This window comes from Desulfocucumis palustris, assembly GCF_002933875.1.
GTDB lineage: Bacteria > Bacillota > Desulfotomaculia > Desulfotomaculales > Desulfocucumaceae > Desulfocucumis > Desulfocucumis palustris.
The window spans coordinates 70,788-95,064 of sequence record NZ_BFAV01000172.1 but is presented as its reverse complement, the minus strand read 5'-3'; the positions used below and the strand labels follow the sequence as shown (position 1 = coordinate 95,064).

The following is a 24,277-nucleotide window of genomic DNA, read 5'->3' as shown; positions in this document are numbered from 1 at the left end:
GAAGGTGAGAGGTTGGAAGTGAGTATCTCTGTATCCCCACTTCTCATTTCTTACTTCCGGCTCTCATCTCTCAAGCTAAACGGTTTTAGTCCGATCCCCGGATATTTGGCCGGGCAGGCCTGCTGCCAAAGGTGGTGGCTTGAAAGTGCTGTTAAAAAGACTGGCGCTGGACTTACTTGATTTGATTTTTCCTCCCCGGGAGGTATGCCCCTTTTGCGGCTGCCGCAGTCCGGAAGGGAAGGTGTGCGGGGCCTGTCACCGGCGGATGAGGTCCTATTTGAAGGAACCTCACTGTTTAATCTGCGGCAGGTTTTTTAACGGCGGGGGAGACACCCTTTGCAGGGACTGCCGGGAGTCCTCCAGGCCCTTTAAGCTGGTAAGGGCGGCGGGGCCATACGAGGGGATCATAAAGGAAGCGGTACGTAAAATAAAATATCAAAATAAAAGGTGGCTGGCCCGGAACCTGGCCCTTTACATGATTGCCGCCGCCGGTAATGACTCCCGGTACAACCGGGCCGGCGCCGTGGTTCCCGTGCCCATGTGGCCGGGTCGCCAGCGGGACAGGGGCTTTAACCAGGCGGAACTGCTGGCCGGGGAAGTTGCTTGCGGCCTTGGGCTGCCAATTATCCGTCCGGTTCAAAAGATAAGGGAAACACCGGCCCAGACCGGGCTAGACAGGGCGCAGAGGTTAAACAACCTCAGGGGCACCTTTGAGGTCACGGATAAAACCGGGGTAAGGGGCAAGGTTATCCTGCTGGTGGATGACGTTGTGACAACGGCGGCCACCATGGAAGCTGTGGCCGCGGCTTTGTCCCAAGGCGGCGCTTCACTGGTGCTGGGTCTGGCAGCCGCGGCGGGCAGGACCCTGGTTTGATTTTTCACAATTTCACACAACTTTATCATATTTGTGACAAAAATTTTACATTCAATTTGATTACCCACAAAATGAAACCTTGCGGGGGCGGTTATTAACAGACTTATCCACATTACCCACAGCAAATTGCTCCACAAGCGGGGTTTCAACAGGTATTTTTCGACATGCCGGATTACCGTTATATGCTGTCGTATTGACTATGTACAGGTATTCATGGAAAGACTTGACACGTTAATTTTATTGTGCTACCATACGTGTACGGCTTCATAAGCCGGGATAAAGATTAGGAGGAATGTAGTTAATGCAAGGCAAGGTAAAATGGTTTAGTGCTGAAAAGGGTTATGGATTTATTGAAAGGGAGGACGGCGGGGACGTATTCGTGCACTTCTCTGCTATCCAGGATGACGGCTTTAAAACCTTAAATGAAGGACAGAGGGTTGAATTCGATATAGTCGATGGTGCCAGAGGTCCTCAGGCTTCCAATGTGACAAAGTTATAAGGCCAATCAACCCCAGTCTGTAAAAAGGCTGGGGTTTTTTATTAAGGTAAGAGGCATACTTCCCTTGTGTTATGCACTTTGAATTTTTTTCACATACTATTGGTTATATTCTGATTGCCTTTCCTCCAGCCCGGAGGATGTAGTGGTATATATACTAGGACCCGAAAGGAGTTGTTGCCCCATGAAGGTACAGGTACGGGGGAGAAACATGGAGGTTACCGTCGCTCTAAAAGATTATGTGGAAAAGCGTCTGGGTAAGTTGGACAAGTACATGGAAAATCTTGGCGAGGCGCAGGTAACCATGAGTGTGGAAAAGGAAACCCACCGCATCGAAGTTACCATTCCCATTAATGGCATGATTCTAAGGGGCGAGGAATCCACAGGCGATATGTACGCATCCATTGACCAGGTTGTAGAAAAACTGGAAAAACAGGTGGAAAGGTACAAGGGCCGCATACTAAGGCGGGTTGGCAAACCCACCGGAGAGCACAGGCCCCCTGTATTGGCAGGTGACGATAGCGACGGTCCGGAAGTGGTGCGGACCAAAAAGTTTGCTTTCAAACCCATGGCCGTGGAGGAGGCGGTGCTGCAGATGAACCTGCTGGGCCATAGCTTCTTTGTGTTTTCAAATGCCGATACCGAACAGGTTAATGTGGTATATAAACGTAAAGACGGAAATTACGGATTGATTGAGCCGACATTTTAGCGAATGAAGGGGTGCGGCCCCCGGACCGCTGCTGCGGTTTCGGGGGCCTTTAATTGTGCCTCTTGCAACATTCGGGGCTTAGTGTTACAATTTTGATGTAATTTTTTAGGATACAGGGGGAGCGAGGCCCCCTTTTCATTATTATGAATGATATTATTGGGTGGACATACCTTCCCGGAATTGTACGGGATTGATGAACTTCAGGCAGCCGGGAAGATACGCCCCCTTTCCTTATATACTTGGAGGTGATGGAATTGCTTGGTTTTCTGCGCAACCTGCTGGATGATAATGCTCGGATAGTGAAGAAGATGCAACGGGTGGTGGACGAAATCAACGGACTGGAGAGTTCCGTGACGCCGCTGTCCGATGCCGACCTGCGGGCAAAAACCGCATATTTAAAGGATAAGCTTGATAATGGAGCCGGCACCGACGATATATTGCCGGAGGCCTTCGCGGTGGTCCGGGAGGCCAGCAAAAGAGTGCTGGGCATGCGCCATTTCGATGTGCAGCTGATGGGAGGTATTGTGCTGCACCAGGGACGTATCGCCGAGATGAAAACCGGTGAAGGTAAGACCCTGGTGGCTACCCTTCCGGTTTATCTTAACGCGCTCACCGGCCGGGGAGTGCACGTCATTACGGTAAACGACTATCTGGCCCGCCGGGACAGCGACTGGATGGGTCAGATATACAGATTTCTGGGACTGTCGGTGGGACTCATCGTCCATGGCCTGGAGTGGGATGAGAGGCGCAACTCTTACTGGAGCGACGTTACTTACGGCACCAACAACGAATTTGGTTTCGACTACCTCCGGGACAATATGGCCACCCATCCGGACCAGCTGGTGCAGCGGGAGCTGCATTACGCCATCGTGGACGAGGTGGACAGCATTCTGGTGGACGAGGCCAGGACGCCGCTTATTATTTCCGGGCAGGCGGACAAAGCCACGGATTTGTACTATACCTTTGCCAAGGTCATCCCAAGGTTGTCCGGGGAAGTGGACTATACGGTGGATGAAAAGGCTCACACTGTGGCCATTACCGAGGAGGGCGTGGCCAAGGTGGAAAAAATGCTGGGGGTTGAAAACCTCTATGACGACACCAACATAGAGCTGACCCACCACATGAACCAGGCCCTTAAAGCCCATGCCCTTATGAAAAGGGACCGGGATTATGTTGTAAAGGACGGCCAGGTAATAATAGTCGACGAATTCACCGGCAGGCTGATGTTCGGACGGCGGTACAGCGACGGCCTGCATCAGTCCATTGAGGCCAAGGAAGGGGTGCGCATTGAAAGAGAGTCCCAGACCCTGGCCACCATTACCTTCCAGAATTATTTCCGTATGTACGAAAAGCTGGCCGGCATGACCGGCACGGCGGCGACGGAGGAAGACGAATTCAGGAAAATATACAACCTTGACGTGGTGGTCATTCCCACCCATAAACCCATGGTCCGCAAGGATATGCCCGACGTGGTCTACAAAACCGAGGCTGCCAAATTCCGGGCCGTGGTGGATGAGATCCAGCAGCGTCACGCCACCGGGCAGCCGGTTCTGGTGGGCACCATTTCCATCGAGAAATCGGAAGTGCTCAGTTCCATGTTGAAGCGCCAGGGCATTTCCCATCAGGTGCTCAACGCCAAGTATCATGACAAGGAAGCCGAGATTATCGCCCAGGCGGGGCGTTTGGGGGCGGTCACCATCGCCACCAACATGGCCGGCCGGGGTACCGACATACTGCTGGGAGGCAATCCCGAATTCCTTTCCCAGGCGGAGCTGCGCAAACTGGATTTAGAAGCGGCCGGGGATACGGAGCTGGAAGCGACGGAGCGGTCTCTTCTGGAAAAATACAGAAATGCCACCGGAGAGGAACGCAATAATGTGGGCGGGCAGGGAGGCCTGCATATAATAGGCACCGAGCGCCACGAGAGCAGGCGCATAGACAACCAGCTGCGGGGCCGCTCGGGACGTCAGGGTGACCCGGGCTCCAGCCAGTTTTACAGCTCCCTGGAGGATGATCTGATGAGACTCTTCGGCTCGGACAATATCGCCGGGCTGATGGAGAGACTGGGCATAGAGGAAGACATGCCCATTGAGCACGGCCTTATCAGCAAATCCATTGAAACAGCCCAGAAAAGGGTGGAAAACCGCAACTTTGACATCCGTAAACACGTGCTTCAATATGACGACGTGATGAACCAGCAGCGGGAGCTGATTTACCGCCAGCGCCGCCAGGTGCTGACCGGGGAGAATCTAAAAGATGTAATCAGGCAAATGATCGAGGATTCGGTATCCCGGTCTGTGGACACCTACTGTCCGGACGGGGTTCACCAGGAGGAATGGGACCTGGAAGGGCTGTTGAATCACGCCGAACAGATTTTTCTGCCGAATCACCAATTGCAGGCCTCCGAACTGGAGGAAACCGGCCGGGACGATATAAAGGAATTATTAACCAATGCCTCCCTGGCCGCATACGACGCCAGGGAGGAAGAACTGGGGCCGGAAAACATGCGGGAGCTGGAGCGGGTACTGATGCTCCGGATCGTGGACGAGAAGTGGATGGATCACCTGGACACCATGGATCAGCTCCGGGAAGGCATAGGCTTAAGGGCTTACGGACAGAAGGATCCGCTTATCGAGTATAAATTCGAGAGCTATGAGATGTTTCAGAATATGATTTCCACCATTCAGGAAGACACGGTGCGTTATCTTTTCCGGGTTAATCTGGTGCGGGAGGCCAAGCCGGCCCAGCAGCGCAAAACGGTGGAAAACCGTTACGCCGAGGAAGGCCCGAAAAAGCCGGTAAAGAACGAAAGCAAGGTGGGCCGTAACGACCCCTGCCCCTGCGGCAGCGGAAAGAAGTACAAAAAGTGCTGCGGCACCCCCCAGTAATTAATTTGCATAAATTGGGGACATTCCTTCACGAATATTAATTATAAAGGATTTAACTTTCCCATCTTGACTTGTTAAAAGGTAAAGAGTAAAAATAATCAGAGAAGATGAGTCCCCATACCTTGTTAGGAGTGATTTAAATGTTTGCCGAACTGGACAAGGAAATTGAAACCCTGGGTAAAAGAGTTGAAGATTTGAGGGTTTCTCTTTGACATCGCTAAAAAGGAAGATGAAATAAAAAACCTTGAGCAAGCCATGATGGCTCCGGTATTTTGGGATGACCAGGAAAAATCGCAGCAGGTCACCCAGAGTTTGTCGGCCCTTAAAGAAAGGGTGGCCTCCTTCACCTCCTTATATGCCGCCTTTGAAGATTTACAGGTTATGCTGGAATTGGGGGAGGAGGAGGACGACCAATCCCTGGCCGAGGACTTGCTTAAAGACATTCGGGAATTCAAAAAACGGCTGGAAGATATGGAATTGCAGGTGCTGCTCAGCGGGCCCTATGACCGGGGCAACGCCATTCTTGCACTGCATGCCGGGGCGGGGGGCACCGAAGCCCAGGATTGGGTGGAAATGCTGCTCAGGATGTATACCCGGTGGGCGGAGGACCATGGCTACAAAACGACCATGGCGGATTTGCTGCCCGGGGACGAGGCCGGTGTTAAAAGCGCCACACTGATTGTCAGCGGGCCTAATGCCTTTGGTTACCTGCGCCCGGAAAAGGGGGTGCACAGGCTGGTGCGGATATCCCCCTTCGACGCCGCCGGCAGAAGGCACACCTCCTTTGCCTCGGTGGATGTGCTGCCCGAGGTGCAGGACAATATTGACGTGGATATCGATCCGGAAGATCTAAAAATTGACACCTATCGCTCCGGCGGGGCAGGCGGTCAACATGTCAACAAAACCGACTCCGCCGTTCGCATTACCCACCTGCCCACGGGAATAGTGGTTCAGTGCCAGAGTGAACGGTCCCAAATATCGAACAGGAATACGGCTATGAAACTGTTAAAGGCCAGGCTGCTGGATCGGGAAATGAAGAAAAAAGAAGAGGAGTTGGCTGCCATGCGGGGGGAGCAGATGGATATCGCCTGGGGCAGCCAGATACGATCTTATGTTTTTCACCCCTATAGCCTGGTGAAGGACCATCGCACCGGGGTGGAAATGGGAAATGTAAACGGGGTAATGGACGGGGACATCGACCAGTTCATCTCGGCCTATCTCAGGGAAACAGCCAGGGGTAAATATAAGTAAGCCGGACGGGGTCTTACAGACTGCTGACCGGGTAAAAAAGGAACAGGCGGCTTTTTATAGGTAAAAGCAGCCTGTTTTTTTCGCCTTTTAAGGAATATCGTCAGGCAAAATGCCAAAGGTAATTACCGACAAAATTAGAGGATAATTTTGCTGAATACAGAATATTTAAATGTTGTGCCAACTTTTTCATATTTTTCTCCGCCCTGGTTATTATATAGTTGAAAAAACATGGGGTATGGAATAATATGCTGGGCATTGTTTTTGAGTTTATCGGGGTCAGCGCGGGGGTCATCCTTACCGCCCTGGGATTGGACATGTTTTTAATTCCCAATAAAATTGCCGCCGGCGGGGTAAGCGGCATCGCCACGGTGCTCCATTACGTGGCCGGGGCGCCGGTGGGTATGACCATGCTGGCGCTGAACGTACCGCTTTTTTTAATGGGTATATACAGGCTGGGACTTAAGTTCGGTTTTCGCTCCCTGTACGGTACCATCAGCCTGTCCATCCTGGTGGATATTCTTTCTTCCCACCTGCCTGTTCTCACCAGGGAGCCGATGCTGGCCAGCGTTTTCGGCGGGGTGCTGACAGGTCTTGGACTGGGACTCACCTTTCGTTTCCGGGGAACAACCGGGGGGACGGATCTTGCGGCGGCCATTTTGCGCACATATACCGGCGCCAATGTGGGACAGTTGTTATTCATGGTGGACGCCATGGTGGTGCTGGCCGCGGGGATTGCTTTCAATTCCTGGGAGCTGGCCATGTATGCCCTGATAACCATTTTTGTAACGTCCTGGCTAATTGACCTGGTGCAGGAGGGTATGAGCTACGCCAAGGCCTTTTTTATCATTTCCGACAGATCCGACGCCATAGGCCAGTCGGTGCTGCAACAGCTGGACCGGGGCGCCACGGCCCTAAAGGGGCGAGGGATGTATACCGGCGACGAAAAGGATGTTTTGCTTGTGGTGGTCAACCGGTCCCAGGTTACATTGCTGAAAGATCTGGTTTACCGGCTGGACCCCAAGGCTTTTGTCATATTGGCCGACGTGCACCAGGTGCTGGGGGAGGGTTTTAAGCCCCTGGTTAAAACGCCGCGCTAGGAGAGTGTTGAAAAACACATTGAAAAAGCTGTAAATTAATAAATAAAAACTGGGAGGAAGTAAAATGCAACCCTACACTGTGGAGGAACTGGAATCAAAAGCGAAGCACATCAGAAGGAAGATTGTTGAGATGGTGGCGGCGGCTGGCTCCGGGCACCCCGGGGGTTCCCTCTCCGCGGCGGACATAGTTACCGCCCTGTATTACAATGTAATGCGCATAGATCCGGCAAAGCCCGGCTGGCCGGACCGGGACCGTTTCGTGCTTTCCAAGGGGCACGCGGCGCCGGTGCTGTATGCCGCACTGGCCGGGAGGGGCTATTTCCCCGAGGAGGATTTGCTCTCCCTGCGCAAGCTTGGCAGCCCGTTGCAGGGGCACCCCGACATGAAGAAACTTCCCGGGGTGGAAATGTCCACCGGGTCACTGGGACAGGGGCTCTCGGCTGCCAACGGCATGGCCCTGGCGGCCAGGCTGGACGGCAGGGATTACAGGCTGTATGTTTTGCTTGGGGACGGGGAATCCCAGGAGGGACAAGTCTGGGAGGCGGCCATGGCCGCGGCCCACTACAAGCTGGACAATGTAACGGCTTTTCTGGATCACAACCGCCTGCAGATTGACGGGTGTATTGAGGACGTTATGTGTCCCGAACCGCTGCCGGACAAATGGCGGGCCTTCGGCTGGGACGTACAGGTAATCAACGGTCACAGCATCAAAGAGATACTGGCCGCGGTGGCAAAGGCCGGGGAGGTAAAAGGCAAGCCGCAGATGATCATAGCGGAAACCGTAAAGGGCAAAGGTGTGTCCTTCATGGAAAACCAGGCCGGCTGGCACGGGGTTGCCCCCAAGCCCGAGGAACTGAAAAGGGCGCTGGAGGAATTGGCATAGTCTTTATTAAATTGATGAAGAAAGGCAGGTGTTGAGTCAGGTAACGGTTCCGGGGTTAAGTCAAAGGGTCAGGAGTGAGTCAAGGGGACGGTTCCTGTGACTCACCCCTGACTTGAGGATCGTTGCTTGACTCGTAATATACATGGGAAAATTAATAGCTACCAGGGAGGCTTATGGAAAAGCCCTGGCGGAAATTGGCAGGGAAGACAGCCGGATAGTGGCGCTGGACGCCGACCTCACCAAGTCCACTAAAACCGCGGACTTCGGGAAGGTTTTTCCGGAGAGGCTGTTCAACATGGGTGTGGCCGAGCAGAATATGATGGGCACCGCCGCAGGCCTGGCCGCGGCGGGGAAAATACCCTTCGCCAGTTCCTTTGCCGTTTTCGCGGCGGGAAGGGCCTTCGAGCAAATAAGAAATTCAATTGCCTACACAAAACTTAATGTTAAAATTGCCGCCACTCACGCCGGGGTCACCGTGGGGGAGGACGGAGGTTCCCACCAGTCCGTGGAGGATATCGCCATAATGCGCAGCCTTCCCAACATGACCTTGTTCGTGCCCGCCGATGCGGCGGAAACAGCCGGCGCGGTAAGGGCCGCGGTAAAAATAAACGGCCCCGTGTATATTCGCCTGGGCCGCTCCGGGGTGCCGGACCTGCACGGGGAGGATTTTGTGTTTGAACCCGGCCGGGCGGTGCAGATGCGGGATGGCGGCGATGTTACCGTGGTGGCTGCCGGAATAATGGTGGCCGCGGCGTTGGAGGCGGCGCAAAACCTGGCCGCGGAAGGCATAAACGCCAGGGTGCTGAACGTCCACACCATCAAGCCTATTGACGTTGAGGCTCTGGTTAAGGCGGCAAAGGAAACCGGGGCGGTGGTAACCGCCGAGGAGCACAGCATTATAGGCGGCCTGGGCGGGGCTGTAGCCGAGGTGCTGGGTGAGAATTGTCCCGTCCCCATTAAGCGGGTAGGCCTGCCGGATGTGTTCGGGGAATCCGGAGACCCCAAGGCGCTGCTGGAGAAGTTTAACCTGACCCCGGCGGGAATTGCCGGCGCGGTTAAAGCGGTGTTAAAGTTGAAGAAATAGTAACTGAAAGCTTCCAGGTTGAGCACCAGGTTGTTTGACAAATGTAAAAAAATAAGTTTCAGGTAAAAAAGGCGTCCGAGAACCCTTAAATTTTTTGAGTTCCCAGGCGCCTATTTGTTTCCAAATGCAATTTGCAACAGCCCCTTGTTACCGGGGGGGGGGCTTTGGTTATGGCACGGGGCTATTTATCGGTAACTTTCAATGTGGTTATTTCCCCGTCTTCCAGAGTAAGCTTCACCTCCCAGCCGGTCTCCAGATCATCCAGTTCATCCAGCTTGTTTTTGGTGTCCACCGTATCTTTAAAGCTGCATTTTCTGTCGACATCCAGTCTGAATTTTGCGCCGTTGGACTGTTTAATGGTGATGCGGTCATTATTCTCATCTATGCTGTATATTGTTCCTTCCACGGTAATGTCGTCGGTGTCGTTGGTAACTTCAATTTCTGTGGCCTCATCGTCGTCCAGTTCAATCCTCACTTCAGCACCGATCATTATTTCGTCTTCGTCTATGTCGTCCCCATCTTTTGTAATGTCTGTGTCATCGGTAATTTTATAGGTTTTAGTGCTGCCGTTGACTTTAACGGTGATCTTTGTGCTGGAGCCCAGCTTAAGGTTGGTTACGGTACCTTCTACTTCGTCGTCGGAATTTCCGTCGTCGTCCACCACTTTGATCCTGGTGGCCTCGGAGTCATCCAGGGTGATTTCCACGGTCCAGCCCTTTCTTATATCTCCCAAATCACTGACGCTGGTGGAGTTGGCGCTGTTTCTATAGGAGCAGTTTCTGTCCACATCCAGGCGGAATTGGTTTCCGCTGTCCTGCTCGATGGTTATCCTCTCGTTGGATTCATCGACTTTTACCACTTCGCCTTCAACCGTGATGTTCTCGTCCTCGGTTATTTCAATTTCAATGGCTTCCTTAGCAATATATCTGATTCTGGCTTCGGCTCCGATCATTATATCTTCCAGATCGATATCGTCGCCATCCCTGGTCATTGCCGTATCGTCGGTAATATCAAAGGTTTTCTCGCCGCCGTCCTCATCCTCCAGGGTGATTCCCGGGGAGGAGTCGGTGTCCAGTTCCGTTATAACGCCTTCCACTCTGGCCGCCGATGAATTGATAATTATTTCCAGCGCCTTGCCCTGGTATGATATTACCTTTACCGTGTCGCCGGTCTTCGGAGCGGCCCCGCTGACAATGGTTTCGCCGCTCTTCAGGGTGTAGGTGTAGCTGCCGCTGCCGGTGGAAATTTTCAATGAGCCGGAGCTTATTGTCTGCACGGTTCCCTGGTTGGAAACCGTGGGCAGTATCTGGATGTACGATACCTGGCTGCTATTTATCTGGGCTGTTATGTACTTGCCCGCGGTTACCGCCGAAAGGGAGGAGGTGTCGGTGCTGTCCTTAACCACCAGGTTCGGGGCCAGTGTATAATTTTTGCCGCTGTTTTTTCCGTCGGCAATGGTGATGCTGGTGCCGGCCGCCCCGGGTGTGGATGTTACCCTGCCCGTTACCGTTGTGTCAAATACCGGGCTGGTGGCCGGCGGGGCGGCGGAGGATACCTCCAGGTATTGAATTGCCTCGCTGCCCTTCAGGGCCACCACAATGGGGGTTCCGTATTTTATGTCCTCCAGGGTGGCGGCGGAGCTATTTTTGAACAAAGCCGGCTTTTCGGAGAGAGTTTTTTGCAATACGGTGCCGTCGGCTTTTTTGAACACCAGCAGTCCGGTGGCGGCGTCGAAGCTTACCACTGTCCCGCCAATCAGCCGGTCGGCTCCAAATTTAAACCAGCCGTCCTGGGCCAGCTTGGCCATCAGGGCCGCCATCTGCCCCCTCTTCATAACCTGGTTGGGGCCGAACTGGTTGCCGCCCAGACCGGTCATTATATTTTTTTCCGTTACGGCCGCCACGTAAGGTTTATACAGCTCCAGTATGGAATTGTTGTCCGAATAGGTTAATTTTGCGGGGTCGCCTTTAATATTCAGGGCCACCGCCACCAGGGTGGCCACTTCCGCCCGGGTGATGGCATCCCGGTATTTCAGCGAAGGCACGTACTCCTTGCTTAAAAGTCCTTTCTGGGCGGCCAGCACCAGATAGCCCTCGCCCCAGGTCATCCCCGGGGGCATGGTAATTCCGCTGCCCTGGGCTTTTGTTTGCAGCGCCTGGTCTTCCAGGCCCATGGCCCTGATGATCACTGAAATGGCTTCCAGGCGGCTCATCTGGCCTTCCGGTTTGAAGTAACCCCCCGGATACCCCGACATCAACCCTATGGCTGAAGCCTTTTCCACCACCTGCAGGGCCCAGTGCCCCGTGGTGTCATTGTATGTTTTGCCCGGTGTAACGGCGGCCCCGGCACTCAGCGGGGTCATAATCACGGATACCGCAAACGCAGCGGAAATCCCGGCGGTAATATATTTTTTAATCAATTAACACCCTCCTTATGTTTCTATTTAATTATTGACGATGGTAACCCCCAAAAAGTTCCAGCTTCGATTTTCTTTTTGTATTAATTTTTAGTTCGTCAATTTAGGTTAAATTCCCTTTTCTATTAACTTTTTGGAAAGGACTTTTTGCCGTAAATGTCGAAATGCTTCGGAGTGCGGAGTAAAGCAGGCATAACAAGAGGTGTAAAATGATCCAACTTTATAATGTTTCAAAAATATACAGCAACGGGGTTAAGGCTTTAAACGATGTAACCCTGCATGTGCGTAAAGGGGAATTTGTATTTCTGGTGGGACCCAGCGGGGCTGGAAAATCCAGCCTGATTAAAATAGTTTTCCGGGAAGAACTGCCCTCCCGGGGACAGGCCCTTTTTAGCGGCAAAAACATAGCCAGGTTAAAGGGGCGGGAAATACCGCATTTGCGCAGGAAAATAGGCATGGTTTTTCAGGACTTCCGGCTGCTGCCCCAAAAAACGGCTTATGAGAACGTGGCCTTTGCCATGCAGGTGGTGGGGGCGGGCAAACGGGCCATCAGAAACAGGGTTCCCGAGGTGCTGGCCCAGGTGGGTCTGGAGGAGAAGACCGGGATGATGCCGGCCCAGCTTTCCGGCGGGGAGCAGCAGAGGGTGTGCATAGCCAGGGCCATAGTAAACAATCCCGTGATGATTATTGCCGACGAGCCCACGGGCAATCTTGACCCTGACACTTCCTGGGAGCTGATGAATCTTTTCAATGAAATAAACAGCAAGGGAACCACCATAGTGATGGCCACCCACGCCAGGGAAATTGTTGATACCATGAAAAAAAGGGTTCTCTCCATGACAGCGGGGCGGATTACCCGGGACGAGGAAGGCGGGGTCTACAGCAATGAGTCTTAACACACTGGGGTATTACTGGCGGGAGGCTTTTTTATCCATTTTCCGCAACGGCTGGCTCTCCCTGGCCTCGGTGGGGACTGTTACAATTTCCTTGTTGATATTGGGCATATCCGTGCTGCTGGTGATGAATGCCCAGGCTTTTACCAAAAGCCTGGAATCAGGGGTTGAAATAAGGGTTTTTCTGGAAAATGGAGCCACCAGGGAAGAAATCAGGGATATGGAAAAGGAATTGAAAAAAACCCCCGGGGTGGCCACGGTGGAATTTGTCTCCAGGGACGAGGCCCTGGAGGAAATGAGGGAAAATCTGGGGGACCGCAAGGATATACTGGAGGGGCTGGAAGAGGACAACCCCCTGCCCGACGCCTTTAAAATCAAGGCCGAAAAGGCCAATGACGTCCCTGCCCTGGCTTCGCAAATGGAAAAGCTGGAAAAAGTTGACCAGGTTAATTACGGCCGGGGCATAGTGGAGAAACTGCTGGCGGTGATTAAATGGGTCCGCCTGGCCGGTGGCGGCTTGATGGTGATTTTGGGCGTGGCGGCGCTGCTGCTGATATCCACCACCATTCGCCTTTCCCTTTTCGCCCGGCGCAGGGAAATCGGCATTATGAAATTCCTGGGGGCCACCAACTGGTTCGTGCGCTTTCCCTTTCTGCTGGAGGGGATGATTCTGGGCTTTGTTGGGGCCGCCATAGCGTCCTCAGTGGTTTACCTGGGGTATGTGTCGCTGGTCAACCGGCTGGATGAAGTCCTTCCCTTCGTAACCCTGGTAACCGACCGCCAGATATTGTTGACCGTGACCGGCGGGCTGATGGGTATTGGAATTGTTGTGGGGGCGCTGGGAAGCGCGTTTTCCGTGAGGAAATATATTCAGGTGTGATATGGTGTTACCGGAATTCCTTCCTGTGAAACATGCGGGGGAGGGAATGTACCATAAGTAGATACGGAGGGGTTACCCTTGAACGACAGCGGTTTTCGCAGGAAAATTGCCTTGCTTTTAACCGGGGTATTCGCAGTGACGGCCCTTTGGACGGGGGTTGCCGGAGGCGCCAGCCTGGAGCAGACCCTTCAGGACACCAGGAACAAGCTTAAACAAAAGCAGCAGGAAATAAATAATTCCAAAAAAGAGGTTCGCAGTTATGCCTCCCAGGTGGAAACCCTGAATGACTCCATTTATGCCAGGGAAAAGCAGATTGACCAGTTGAACGGCAATCTGCGGGCGGCCCAGACCGGGCTGAGGCAGGCGGAGGATAATCTAAAGGAAGCCCGGGAAAAACTGGAGGAAAGCAAAGAAGTTTTAAATCAGCGGGTGCGGGGAATGTACCTGGCCGGGAATGTGAGCTACCTGGAGATATTGCTGGATTCCAACGACTTCGGGGATTTTGTCAACAGGCTTGATTTATTGAAAAGGGTGGTAAACCGGGACGCCGGAATAGTTAAAAAGGTGAACGAGGAAAAGAAGCGGGTGGAAGAGGAAAAAAACCGCTATGAGAAGAGTATGCAGCTGATTTCCTCCCTGATCGTCCAGCAGCAAAAAGCTAAGGATGAGCTGGAGGCCAAACAGGCGGAAAAAAGACAGCTTTTGGGCCAGGCCAAAAATGACCTGGACCGTTTTGAGCAGGAGGCCGACGCGCTGGAGGCCAAGGAGCAGGCTATAATCCGGGAGATTGTAAATAGGGAGCAGAAGAACACCCCCGCCAAGGGCACCGGGGCTTTTACCTGGCCGGTGCCGGGGCATACCGGTATTTCCTCGCCCTTCGGCAGCAGGATGCACCCGATATTAAAATACGTCCGCAAGCACGAGGGTATAGATATCCCCGCGCCCAACGGCACCAAGGTGGTGGCCGCCCAGAACGGCACGGTGATAAATGTGGGCACCATGAGCGGTTACGGCAAGGTGATTATTATAGATCACGGCGCCGGGCTGACAACCCTTTACGCCCACCTGATGTCCCAATCGGTTTCCAAGGGCCAGGAGGTAGTGAAGGGCCAGGCCATCGGCAAAGTGGACACCACAGGGATGTCCACCGGCCCGCACCTGCATTTCGGAGTGTATAAAAGCGGCACCGCGGTGAATCCCACCGGGTACCTGTAAGTTTCAAACCCGGCCACAGGGGCGCTTCCATATTGTTGTAATTAACCTCTGCCTGGTGTAGTATAATAAGATATGGGGACACACCTTCTTATGTTTATCAAAAGCCTTATTTATAACAGGTTTCGCAAAAAACCAGGTATCCCTTAATTTTGCTGGTTTCGTGAAGGAATGTCCCCAGGGTGCCGGAGTTGCCATTTGTTGAGCCGCGGGAGCGACCCGCAGGCGGAAAGGTGGAAGTTTTTTGTATTACGGCAGAGGCGGTTATTATGGAAAGAGAGGCCGGTGGCTTACCGGCCTTGCTGCAGTTTTTCTGGGTATTATTTTTTTCTCGGGCTGGCTTTTGGTGCACAATTTTAAACATTTTGGGAATCTATTTCAGGTGATATCCCTGGTGCGCAGCCAGTACCTGTACGAAACGGAATCCACTCTGCTGGTGGACGGCGCCATTAAAGGAATCGTGGACGCCCTGGGCGATCCTTATTCAGTGTATCTTGAGCCCAAGACATATACGCAACTCCAGGACCAGATAAGAGGCACCTTCGGCGGATTGGGAATTCTGGTGGGTATAAAGGATGATTTTCTGACCGTGGCCCGCACTTACAGCGGAACTCCGGCGCATAAGGCCGGAATAATCACCGGCGACATTATTACCAGGATAGGCGACCGGGACGCCAAGGGCATTGATCTTGACACCGCGGTTCAGTTAATGCGCGGCCCGGTGGGCACTAAAGTCAATCTTACCCTGCTGCGCCCGGGAGAGAAGGAGCCCTTTACGGTACCCTTGACCCGGGAGGAAATAAGCGTTCCCACGGTGGAGGGAAAGCTTCTTCCGGATAACCTCGGTTACATTGTAATTTCCCAGTTTTCGGAGAAAACCCCGGATGAATTGCAAAAACTGCTGGGGGATTTAAAAAAGCAGGGGCTAAAGGGCATCTTGCTGGATCTCCGGGACAATCCCGGGGGGGAACTGCAATCGGTGGTGAAGGTATCCGGCAATTTTATACCCAGGGGACCGGCGGTCTATATTGAATACCGGGGCGGCAGGACCGAGATGCTGCCTGCCGGGGGGAACAATCTGGAGCTGCCCCTGGTGGTGCTGGTGAACGGGGGAAGCGCCAGCGCCGCGGAAATACTGGCCGGGGCCATAAAGGACACGGGTTCCGGAACCCTGGTGGGCCAGAAGACCTTCGGCAAGGGTGTGGTGCAGACGGTTTTTGAGCTGGATAACGGGGCCGGGGTCAAACTTACCACAGCCCGCTATCTCACCCCGGGAAAACATGATATAAATAAAAAGGGTATTGTACCGGATGTTACCGTATCCCGGGGAGAAAAACCCGGTACGCCGGACGAACAGTTCAACAGGGGCCTGGAAGTGCTGAAAAGCAAGGTTGGAGGCAAGGCCGCCTGACTTTTCAGGGAGTTGACATGGCAGGGAGATCGGGGCTATAATTTAATAATTCTTTCTATAAAACCGGGAGGTGGTTTTCGATGTGTGAAGCCAACGCTTACCTGCGTCAGTCGGGAAAGGATGAATTGCTGCTGGAAATGGTGGATAAGGTGCTGCCCCACGAGGACGGCCTGGTGCTTGAGGATATTTTCGGCCGCCGCAAGATAATCAAAGCCAAAATCGCCGAGCTTGCCCTGGTGGACCACAAGATTATACTGGAGAAGGAAGATAATTAACGTTCGTAAAAGGGCTAACCGCCCTTTTTTTGTTATAAAAATATTAATTGCAGACAATCATAATTTAGACTCGCCGGGCGCGCTTTCGGCAGGTGGTGTTGTGGAAGGGGTTGAAGGAAAGGATTGGGTATTCTTCGCTTTGTAAGTTCCAGTGAATTGAAAATAACGGAATACAGGGAGCTGCTGCAGCCGGTGGAATTTGCCCCCCTGCAGCTGATAATCCGGGAGACCTTCAGCGACGATCCCCGGGATGTGGTCAGGGAAAAGGTTTTAAAAGCTTATGAGACCAAGCGGGCGCCTCTTTTTGTGGACCATACCGGGCTGTTTATAGATGAACTGGGGGGGATACCAGGCCCTTTTACCCAGCTTTTCTGGAAGCGCATGAATGTGGATGGTTTGTTGAGCCTGATCCATTGCAAGGACAGTCGCGGTGCCCTGGTCAGGACCACCATAGGCTATTGCGACGGCAGGCAGATACATTATTTTGAAGGGGAAGTCCGGGGTACCATAGCCCGGGAGCCGGCGGGCTGCGTATCCACCTGGATGTGTCTGTTTATTCCCGACGGATTCGACATTACCATGGCCGAGATGACCAGGGAACAGAAAAACGCCTTTTCCCACCGCAGGCTGGCCGCGGATAAATTTAAACAATATTTGACTAACCCGGCAGGGGGTGTTCCTCCTGTACGATAAATCCTACGACAAAATAGTGGACGAACTGGCCCAGGAAATAAAGGACAAAAAGATAATACCCTTTATCGGAGCGGGAATGTCCAAAAATTTAGGCCTGCCGGGCTGGGAGTCGATGATTGAGCTGGTGGCCCAGGATTTGGAGATTGATCCCGACATTCTAGGCTGCCACGGGGACTACCTGCAAATTTGCGAGTACCATATAATTAAAAACGGGGGCAGCAAAAACAGGATCAGCAAGCTCATAGACAGAAGCCTGCGCTCCGTTGAGGTGGATATAGGTTCCTCACTGGTTCACCGGTACCTGGTGGGAATGCATTTTCCTCTGATTTATACAACAAACTTTGACGAACTGATAGAAACGGCCTTTCGCCATCACAGGGTGCCGTACTGCCGCATCGCCACCCTTGATGATATAATTTGCGCCGGGGAAAATGTCACCCAGATTGTAAAATTTCACGGAACCCTGGACCACGACGAAACATTGATTATTAGCGAAACGGATTATCACAACCGGCTGGACATGGAGGGCGCCCTGGACATTAAACTGCGCTCCGACCTGCTGGGCAAGACCGTTTTATTTTTGGGATACAGCTTCAGGGATCTGGATATCAGGTACATGTGGAGCAAACTCTTTAAAGTGATGAAAACCAACTGCAAGGCTTACATGGTGACAGTGAAGCCGAATTTTGTTTTCGACGCGGTATACGGCAGAAAGGGCATGAAAATAATCTGCCTGGACTCGGACAACTACAAGGAGGACTTCACCAGGTTTATGGAGGAGCTTTACAACAGGGTAAAATAGATCGCCTTATTGGGGGCATTTCTTAATGAAATTATGGAATTAATAAAAGGCAAGGAGTGTTGGTATGGACCTGTCCGCCATAGACGACTTCAAAATCCTTGAGCAAGCAGTTCGTCAGTGCGACAATTGCCATTTAAGGAAAGGCTGCCGGGGCGTTGTTTTCGGGGAGGGCAATCCGGAAGCCAGGATAGTGTTTTGCGGTGAAGGTCCCGGCGGTGAAGAGGACCGCCTGGGGCGGCCCTTCGTGGGCCCGGCGGGACAACTGCTGGATAAAATGCTGGCTGCCTGCGGTTTCGAAAGGTTTAAGCACGTGTACATATTAAATACAATAAAATGCCGCCCACCGGGCAACAGAACTCCCACGGAGCAGGAGCGGGCGGCCTGCCGGCCCAATCTTGACGCCCAGTTAAGGCTGATCCGGCCAGTTATCATGGTGCTGCTGGGCGCCTGCGCCCTGCAGGAGCTTGTCAGTTCCAGCGGCAGGATAACCAGGGACCGCGGGAGATGGGTGCAAAAGGACGGCGTCCACATCATGCCCACCTACCACCCCGCCGCCCTTTTGCGCAACCCTTCCCTTAAAAGGGACGCCTGGGAGGATTTGAAACAGGTGGTTGCCAGATATCGTCAGTTGGTTGATAAGGATCACTATTCACCACATTGTTAATTTATTTCTATGGATTTGCGGCAGCGCTGTTTTTCAGCGCATTCCTGCCGGGCGGCGGCAGCGGCGATTTCGTCCGGCCAGGCTTTAAGACCCTCGCGCCTGGCCTTGGCCAGCAATGCCATGTATTGCCTTTCCGCCGCATTCAGTTTGAAAACCACGTAGTCCACCATTTCCTGATCGCACATATCAAATTCCTTTTTAGCGTACTGCCAGGCGTGACGGCATTCTTCCACCATATAGAGGAGATCGGTTACCGGCTTCTGGGGAATAAATATCATGGATGCGACCTGGCGAAATATTTTTTCCATATATTTCATTTCAACACCTCCAGTTAAATCTATGCCGCATGACGGGCGTTCAGAAGCGCCCGTTAAATATTTGCCCGGGTAATTAAGCATAATAAAAATTATCAGTAATCAATTTGGGGGTGTTTAATGATGGTGCTCCCGTTAAGAACAATTATCACAGGGCTTCTTTTTTCGTGTATAACGACCGTAGGACTTGCCGGGTGCGGCGGCAGGGGGGGGCCGGAGAGTAAGCCGCTGTCTCCGCCAACGAAGATTGCCGTCTGTGTGGCGGATATGGAAAGGGACGGAAACAAAATAATAAAAAAAGTGATGGAGGAAAGAAAGAAAAAAGAGAAGCTTGATATAACCTGGCTTGATGCCGGAAATGACCCCCTGCGGCAAGCCGGCCAACTGGAAAAGCTGGCCGGGCAGAAGGTTAAGGCCGTGGTTTTGCAGCCGGTGGACCCCCAGGACGGAGCCCGGCTTCTCCGGAGCCTGGTGGAAAAAAATATTAAAGTGGTGGCCCTGGAAACTTTGCCCGTGGACGCCCCGGTGGAGGCCTATATTGCCTCCGACCACGTCCTGGCGGGACGCCTGATGGCGGAATACGTGATAAACGCGGTGCGAAAAAGAAACGGGCTTCCAGTGGCCCCTGGAGAGCCCGGCACAGCCGGTGAAACAGAAAACCGGCAAACCCAGTCAGGCCAGGGCGCCGCCCCGGGAGGCGGCCAGGGGCAGCAGCAGGGCCAGTCCCGGCAGCAGAATCAAAGCCAGCAGCAGGGAGCCGGAGGCGGGCAGCAGACGGGAGGCCAGCAGGCCGCAGGCGCCGGCGCTGTGCCTCCGGAAGCGCAGCTTCGGGGCAGGCAGGCGGCCAACGTGGTTCTTCTGGCCGGCGATCCGGGCGATTCGGCCTCCCGGGAAATAGCGGCCGCAGCCAGGGCGGTGCTGGCGGACAGCCAGTGGGCCCGGGTTGTGGCGGAATATAATCATTTCAGGGGAGACCCGGCCCAGGTGCCCTTTAACCTGCAGCAGGCCCTGGCGGCAAACAAAAACGGGATAGACGCGGTGATAGCGACGGACAGCCGTCTGGCGCTGTCGGCGGTGGATGTGTTGAAGGCGGCGGGGTTGAACAACAGTGTGCTTACCGTGGGTGTGGGGGCCGATAAAAAAGCCTCTGATGCCCTGGCTGCCGGGGAGCATGACGCTGAAGTCGACACCAGGCCGGATCTGCTGGGACAGTATGCCCTGGACGCGGCGGTGGGCCTGGCCAAAGACGATCGCTGGCAATATGACGGGCAGTCCACCAGCGGAAGCTATTCCGTGCCCTCCCGCATAACCCCGGTACGCCTGGTGCAGCCTCAAAATATATATCTGCTGAAGCAGCGCTGGGCCGGCATAAAGGATACGGGCAAGGAAAAACAGGACGGCGGCGGGCAGGGAGGCGGCGGCTCTTCCGGCGGCTCCGGAAGCGGAGAACAGCAGGCCTCCCAGGGTGACCGGCAGGGGCAGCAAGGTCAACAGGGCCAGAAAACCATGCTGAAGATAACCACCATGGACGGCAAAACGGTGGAAGTGCAGATTAACGGACAGGTAAAGAAGATAGAAGCCACGGACGGAGGTCAGGGCCAGCAGGGCCAGGGAGGGCAGGAGCAGCAGGAAGGCGGCCAGGGGGGACAGTAAAAAAATTAAACGCCCGGAAAATCGGGCGTTTAATTTTTTGAAAGTATGGGCTTTGCTAAATAGCCTTGGGGAGATCGGCCCGGGCTTTGGGAGACCGCCGGAGGAGTCGCTTTATTTCTTTTTGGTGGTAATTTTAATTTCCAGGGGTATTTCGTCGTCTATTTCGTCTGGAAACGGATCGAGGTAAGTGATTTCCACCTTGTCGTTCGGCAGAATGTCGCTCCGGGGGTTGCCGTCCAGATCCACAATTCTTGCCAGATCCCAGTGGTTTAGCCACCCCGGCTTGTTTTTAGACACTTTGGATTTTAGATATAATGTCCCGTCTCCGGCTTTTACAACGGTGTCCGATTTGGTCTTGGTATCCAGCAGGGTTATCTTTTTAACCTGTCCCCCGTCGACTTCTATATCCACAAAGGAATCGTTTTTCAGGTTTTTAACGTTCTGGGACGCTTTTTTGCCGTCAATAACCAGGTCCCAGGCCAGGGGCAGCATATGATCCCTGCAAAATAAATCATTTATAATCAAATAATTGGTGTTGCCCAGCACAATTGATTTTATCGACCCTCTAATTTTCTCCGGGTTTGCCGCGGTGGTGCTTTTCTCCAGCAGGTTTATCCAGCCCACAGTTTTTTTGCTGTCCAGTATTATCTCGGAACGATATCCGGCCGACAGGGAAACGGGCCATGCCGTTCCGTCCTTGTAGCACAACACTCTTCCGGACAATTTATACTTTTTGGAACCGGACAGGGTAACCAGCTCCAGTTCCCGGGTTTTCCCGGTGGTGGCAATCTTTGCGATGCGCCCTGTAAACTGCTGCCCATTACTGATTTTTATCCATCCCAGGTCGATCAGCCGGCTTATGATTGATACCAGTTCGGCCCGGGTGACGGTGCCGTAAGGGGCAAATGTGCCGTCCTGGTACACGGCCATAATTCCCGCGTCCACAACCGCCTGGAGCAATGGGAGATCCTCGGCCGGTATCAGGTAGCCGTCCGTGAATGCCGGGGATGGGGTTGTGTTTGGGCTTTCCGCAGTCAGGGAGGAGGCGTTCAGCGGCGGCGTCAGGTATAGCGTCCTGGCCAGAATTTTGGCCAGGTCCAGCCGTGTCACGGGTTTTTCGGGAGCAAAAGCTTCCTGGGCCTGGTCGGGAACAAAGCCTTTTTCCACTGCCAGCTCAAAGTACCGCCTTCCCCAGGCGGGGATGTTCATATTTTTAGCGGCGGCCGCCGGTTTTACGGTTTTTTTCCCGGCGGCGGAGCTATTCACCGGGGCGGGGGTAAAACCCGCGGCCTTCATGGTAAGGGCCAGGGCTTCCAGTTTGTTTGCCGCCTGGTCCGGATACATCTCTTGGCCTCTGAAAAGGCCCAGCCAGCCCAGGGTTGCCAGCCGGGTGATCCGGCTTTGCGCCCAATGGTTTTGTAAATCGGTATATATGGGCGTGCTGCTTGCGGTGGCCGCCATGGCGGGAGAAAACCGGCACAGCAGAAGGGTCGGTATAATTAATGCCAGCATGGCGATTTGGGATATCATTTTTTTATTAGATAACATTTGTCTCACCTTTCCGGTAGTCCGGCTCCTCATCCTTTATTTTATAGAGGTTGCCCTTATCCGTTACAACATAAAGCACCCCGCCGGCAGCCACCCGGGGCCTGCCCACAACCTTGCCCTCCAGTTTCAGGTCCCAGATCAGTCTGTTTTGGGGATTGAGAGCCAGCAGCCGTTCGTCGTCCGTTCCCAGGTAAATCCTCCTTTTGGTTTCATCCACCACCGGCGGTGTTTTTGCTTCCAGGAGCTTTTGCCGCCAGACTTCCTTCCCGTTGTCCATATCAACGGCATACAGGTATTCCGCGGCCCGGAAATAAATATTGCCGTGTTCTGAAACGGTGGGAGCCGTCAGTTCCTCAAAGGGCGCGGAAAAAATCCATTTTGGCTTGCCTTTGCCGTCCTTTTCAAAAAGGTAAACTTTACCCTTGGTGCGCAGGTCTATTTTGCCGGGGTTGGACGAAACATAGAGGCTGCCGTCCGGTAAGGCTGTCAGGCCGGCGCTTTTAATAGTTCCCAGCCGGTAACGCCATTTGATTTCACCCTCGCTGGTTGCCGCCGCCAGTGTATAACCGCTCTTTTTTTCTCCATATACCACGTACAGATAATCGGCGCCGGCGGCGCAGGCTATTATTTCCCTTTTGGTGTCCGCCCAGGGCCGGTTGATTTCGGTGCTGTCCCAGGCTGTCTTCCACTTGTAATTTCCCTGCTCGTCAATGGCATAAAGAGCCGAGGGCAGGGGCAGGTACAGCAGGCCCGGGGGGCCGGAAGAAATAATGGATGTGGCTTTGTTAACCCCCTGAACCTTGAAGTTCCAGCCCATATTCCCGTTGGGCTTGATCTCCTGGACGGAATTATCTCCGGGTAAAAAAACCGAGCCATTACCGCCCAATACCGGGCGGGAGTCCTTTGAGCCGCCGGGGCAGCTAAATTCCAACACCTTTTTGCCGTTTGCGTCCACCATGAACAGTTTATTTCCCGAGGGGACGCACAACAGTCCGCCGGGGCTGACCAGCAGTTCGGAGGAAGGCTTATTTAACCCGGTAACCTTCCAGATAATGCTGACGTCTTTTCCGTAACACGGCTGCGGATTAAATTGCATAACGGCCATAAATATAAATATTAAAGATATAAAAATTTTTGGCATGTCAGAGCCACCTCTTTGATTCCGGGGTATATATTTCATTATTCACCATATTTTGCATCATTTCCTTGTTACCGGAGGCTTAATTTAAGGTTAAAATCGGCGTGAACAATGTTACAATATATGGTAGCATTGTTGTATGGTTTTGTCCGGGGACATTTCCGCCGGAAAAAAGTTATTAGTGTTGTTTTAGATAGCCCGGGAGGGTGTTTTGATATGAGCTTGGAGATAAGCCATTTTGATAAGGAAATAATAAAAAATTTGCTGTTGCAGAGGGTTTCACCCTATCTTATTATTGTTTTTGGCTCATATGCCAAAGGAAACGCCGGTGTTTACAGCGATGTCGATATCGCGTTTTTAAGTGATGAAGAACACGGCGATTATTTCGTTTTCATGACCGCCCAGGAATTGGCCGGCCTTTTAGGCAGGGAAGTGGACCTGGTAGATTTAAAAAAAGCCTCGACGGTTTTTCAGGCCCAGGTTGTGGGCAAGGGAACCGTAGTGCACTCCACTGATGAAAAGAAAAGAATGCTGTTTTGCCTGACCGTGCTGAAAAAATACGCAAAATTAAACGAGGAGCGGCGCTGTATTCTGGAAAAGCTGGCTGAAAGGGGGAGCATATATGGTTGACGATATTACCATTAATAAATCCCGCACCATTGAGCGATGTTTACGGAGAATTAACGAAGAATACCGCAATAATCCCGAGAATCTGGCGAATATAACCAGACAGGATTCCATAATACTTAATATACAAAGGGCCTGCGAGGCGGCCATAGACGTTGCAATGCACATTGTGTCCGAGCGGAGGCTGGGAATCCCCCAAAGCAGCCGGGAGGTTTTTGATATAATCTGCCAGGCCGGCCTGCTGGACGGGGAAATGGCCCACAGGTTAAAGGCCATGGTGGGTTTTCGCAATATAGCCGTTCACGATTACCAGAAGATAAATCTGAATATTGTCAAGGAAATTATTGAGCACCATCTTGATGATTTGACAAAGTTCGTGGAAGCGGTGCTGAAAATATAACATTGGTTTATAAAATATTCGGGGAAGATGCTTTTGGGGCGTCTTCTTTTTGTTCGGAGGCAACAGGCG

23 protein-coding genes are annotated in these 24,277 nt (G+C 53.0%); 19 read left to right on the top strand and 4 right to left on the bottom strand.

Annotation, left to right across the window (positions count from 1 at the left end; all coding sequences use genetic code 11):
• The first annotated feature begins 145 nt into the window (after positions 1–145).
• From DCCM_RS17205 to DCCM_RS17170, 8 genes are all read left to right on the top strand, one after another.
• Positions 146–874 carry a ComFC family protein gene (locus DCCM_RS17205; protein WP_128739184.1) on the top strand — a complete coding sequence of 243 codons (729 nt, stop codon included), beginning with the start codon at positions 146–148 and terminating at the stop codon, positions 872–874.
• 301 nt (positions 875–1,175) lie between these two features.
• Positions 1,176–1,373, top strand: coding sequence for a cold shock domain-containing protein (locus DCCM_RS17200; protein ID WP_104373618.1), 198 nt, complete (start codon positions 1,176–1,178; stop codon positions 1,371–1,373).
• 181 nt (positions 1,374–1,554) lie between these two features.
• Positions 1,555–2,079 (top strand): ribosome hibernation-promoting factor, HPF/YfiA family, encoded by a 525-nt coding sequence (gene hpf / locus DCCM_RS17195; RefSeq protein WP_104373617.1) that lies wholly within the window; start codon positions 1,555–1,557, stop codon positions 2,077–2,079.
• Between the two features lie 254 nt (positions 2,080–2,333).
• A complete protein-coding gene (gene secA, locus DCCM_RS17190; RefSeq protein WP_104373616.1) occupies positions 2,334–4,967 on the top strand; it encodes a preprotein translocase subunit SecA in 2,634 nt (877 codons plus the stop codon).
• A gap of 140 nt (positions 4,968–5,107) precedes the next feature.
• Positions 5,108–6,218 (top strand): peptide chain release factor 2 gene (gene prfB, locus DCCM_RS17185; RefSeq protein ID WP_104373615.1). Its coding sequence is split into 2 segments (ribosomal slippage): positions 5,108–5,176 and positions 5,178–6,218, totalling 1,110 coding nucleotides; the frame shifts between segments, so codons are not numbered across the junction.
• A gap of 245 nt (positions 6,219–6,463) precedes the next feature.
• Positions 6,464–7,315, top strand: a complete 852-nt coding sequence (locus DCCM_RS17180; RefSeq protein ID WP_104373614.1) for a YitT family protein — start codon at positions 6,464–6,466, stop codon at positions 7,313–7,315.
• 64 nt (positions 7,316–7,379) lie between these two features.
• Positions 7,380–8,198 (top strand): transketolase, encoded by an 819-nt coding sequence (locus tag DCCM_RS17175; RefSeq protein ID WP_104373613.1) that lies wholly within the window; start codon positions 7,380–7,382, stop codon positions 8,196–8,198.
• A gap of 142 nt (positions 8,199–8,340) precedes the next feature.
• Positions 8,341–9,282 (top strand): transketolase family protein, encoded by a 942-nt coding sequence (locus DCCM_RS17170; RefSeq protein ID WP_104373612.1) that lies wholly within the window; start codon positions 8,341–8,343, stop codon positions 9,280–9,282.
• 181 nt (positions 9,283–9,463) lie between these two features.
• Here DCCM_RS17170 and DCCM_RS17165 read toward each other — a convergent pair whose 3' ends face one another.
• A complete protein-coding gene (locus tag DCCM_RS17165) occupies positions 9,464–11,701 on the bottom strand; it encodes an S-layer homology domain-containing protein (protein WP_104373611.1) in 2,238 nt (745 codons plus the stop codon).
• Between the two features lie 206 nt (positions 11,702–11,907).
• Here DCCM_RS17165 and ftsE point away from each other — a divergent pair, with 206 nt between their 5' ends.
• The 8 genes from ftsE to DCCM_RS17125 all read left to right on the top strand — a co-directional run bounded on the left by ftsE (position 11,908) and on the right by DCCM_RS17125 (position 18,528).
• A complete protein-coding gene (gene ftsE, locus DCCM_RS17160) occupies positions 11,908–12,594 on the top strand; it encodes a cell division ATP-binding protein FtsE (RefSeq protein WP_104373610.1) in 687 nt (228 codons plus the stop codon).
• Positions 12,584–13,471 carry a permease-like cell division protein FtsX gene (gene ftsX, locus DCCM_RS17155; protein ID WP_104373609.1) on the top strand — a complete coding sequence of 296 codons (888 nt, stop codon included), beginning with the start codon at positions 12,584–12,586 and terminating at the stop codon, positions 13,469–13,471. The genes ftsE and ftsX overlap by 11 nt, the downstream gene beginning before the upstream one ends.
• A gap of 78 nt (positions 13,472–13,549) precedes the next feature.
• A complete protein-coding gene (locus DCCM_RS17150; RefSeq protein ID WP_104373608.1) occupies positions 13,550–14,686 on the top strand; it encodes a murein hydrolase activator EnvC family protein in 1,137 nt (378 codons plus the stop codon).
• 241 nt (positions 14,687–14,927) lie between these two features.
• Positions 14,928–16,094: a S41 family peptidase gene (locus DCCM_RS17145; protein ID WP_174705174.1), complete on the top strand. Its 1,167-nt coding sequence runs from the start codon at positions 14,928–14,930 to the stop codon at positions 16,092–16,094.
• 80 nt (positions 16,095–16,174) lie between these two features.
• Positions 16,175–16,369: a CooT family nickel-binding protein gene (locus tag DCCM_RS17140; RefSeq protein ID WP_104373607.1), complete on the top strand. Its 195-nt coding sequence runs from the start codon at positions 16,175–16,177 to the stop codon at positions 16,367–16,369.
• Positions 16,370–16,492: 123 nt separating this feature from the next.
• Positions 16,493–17,062 (top strand): non-canonical purine NTP pyrophosphatase, encoded by a 570-nt coding sequence (locus tag DCCM_RS17135; RefSeq protein ID WP_104373606.1) that lies wholly within the window; start codon positions 16,493–16,495, stop codon positions 17,060–17,062.
• A complete protein-coding gene (locus tag DCCM_RS17130) occupies positions 17,043–17,864 on the top strand; it encodes an SIR2 family protein (RefSeq protein ID WP_104373605.1) in 822 nt (273 codons plus the stop codon). The genes DCCM_RS17135 and DCCM_RS17130 overlap by 20 nt, the downstream gene beginning before the upstream one ends.
• A 64-nt stretch (positions 17,865–17,928) precedes the next feature.
• Entirely contained in the window at positions 17,929–18,528 is a 600-nt protein-coding gene (locus DCCM_RS17125; protein WP_104373604.1) for a uracil-DNA glycosylase, read from the top strand.
• Here DCCM_RS17125 and DCCM_RS17120 read toward each other — a convergent pair.
• Positions 18,525–18,845 (bottom strand): DUF2508 family protein, encoded by a 321-nt coding sequence (locus tag DCCM_RS17120; protein ID WP_104373603.1) that lies wholly within the window; start codon positions 18,843–18,845, stop codon positions 18,525–18,527. The two genes, DCCM_RS17125 and DCCM_RS17120, sit on opposite strands and share 4 nt — an antisense overlap.
• A 117-nt stretch (positions 18,846–18,962) precedes the next feature.
• On the opposite strand from DCCM_RS17120, the gene DCCM_RS17115 reads away from it, so the two are divergent.
• Entirely contained in the window at positions 18,963–20,495 is a 1,533-nt protein-coding gene (locus DCCM_RS17115; RefSeq protein ID WP_104373602.1) for a substrate-binding domain-containing protein, read from the top strand.
• Positions 20,496–20,606: 111 nt separating this feature from the next.
• On the opposite strand, the gene DCCM_RS17110 is transcribed toward DCCM_RS17115, so the two are convergent.
• Together DCCM_RS17110 and DCCM_RS17105 are read right to left on the bottom strand one after the other, a co-directional pair.
• Positions 20,607–22,043: an S-layer homology domain-containing protein gene (locus DCCM_RS17110; protein WP_165792233.1), complete on the bottom strand. Its 1,437-nt coding sequence runs from the start codon at positions 22,041–22,043 to the stop codon at positions 20,607–20,609.
• Positions 22,033–23,184 (bottom strand): PQQ-binding-like beta-propeller repeat protein, encoded by a 1,152-nt coding sequence (locus DCCM_RS17105; RefSeq protein ID WP_165792232.1) that lies wholly within the window; start codon positions 23,182–23,184, stop codon positions 22,033–22,035. The genes DCCM_RS17110 and DCCM_RS17105 overlap by 11 nt, the downstream gene beginning before the upstream one ends.
• Before the next feature lie 213 nt (positions 23,185–23,397).
• Between DCCM_RS17105 and mntA the strand changes: the two genes are divergently transcribed.
• Complete coding sequence (gene mntA, locus DCCM_RS17100; RefSeq protein WP_104373599.1) at positions 23,398–23,811, top strand: type VII toxin-antitoxin system MntA family adenylyltransferase antitoxin; 414 nt, start codon at positions 23,398–23,400, stop codon at positions 23,809–23,811.
• Positions 23,804–24,208: a type VII toxin-antitoxin system HepT family RNase toxin gene (gene hepT, locus DCCM_RS17095; RefSeq protein ID WP_104373598.1), complete on the top strand. Its 405-nt coding sequence runs from the start codon at positions 23,804–23,806 to the stop codon at positions 24,206–24,208. The genes mntA and hepT overlap by 8 nt, the downstream gene beginning before the upstream one ends.
• Positions 24,209–24,277: the final 69 nt, after the last annotated feature.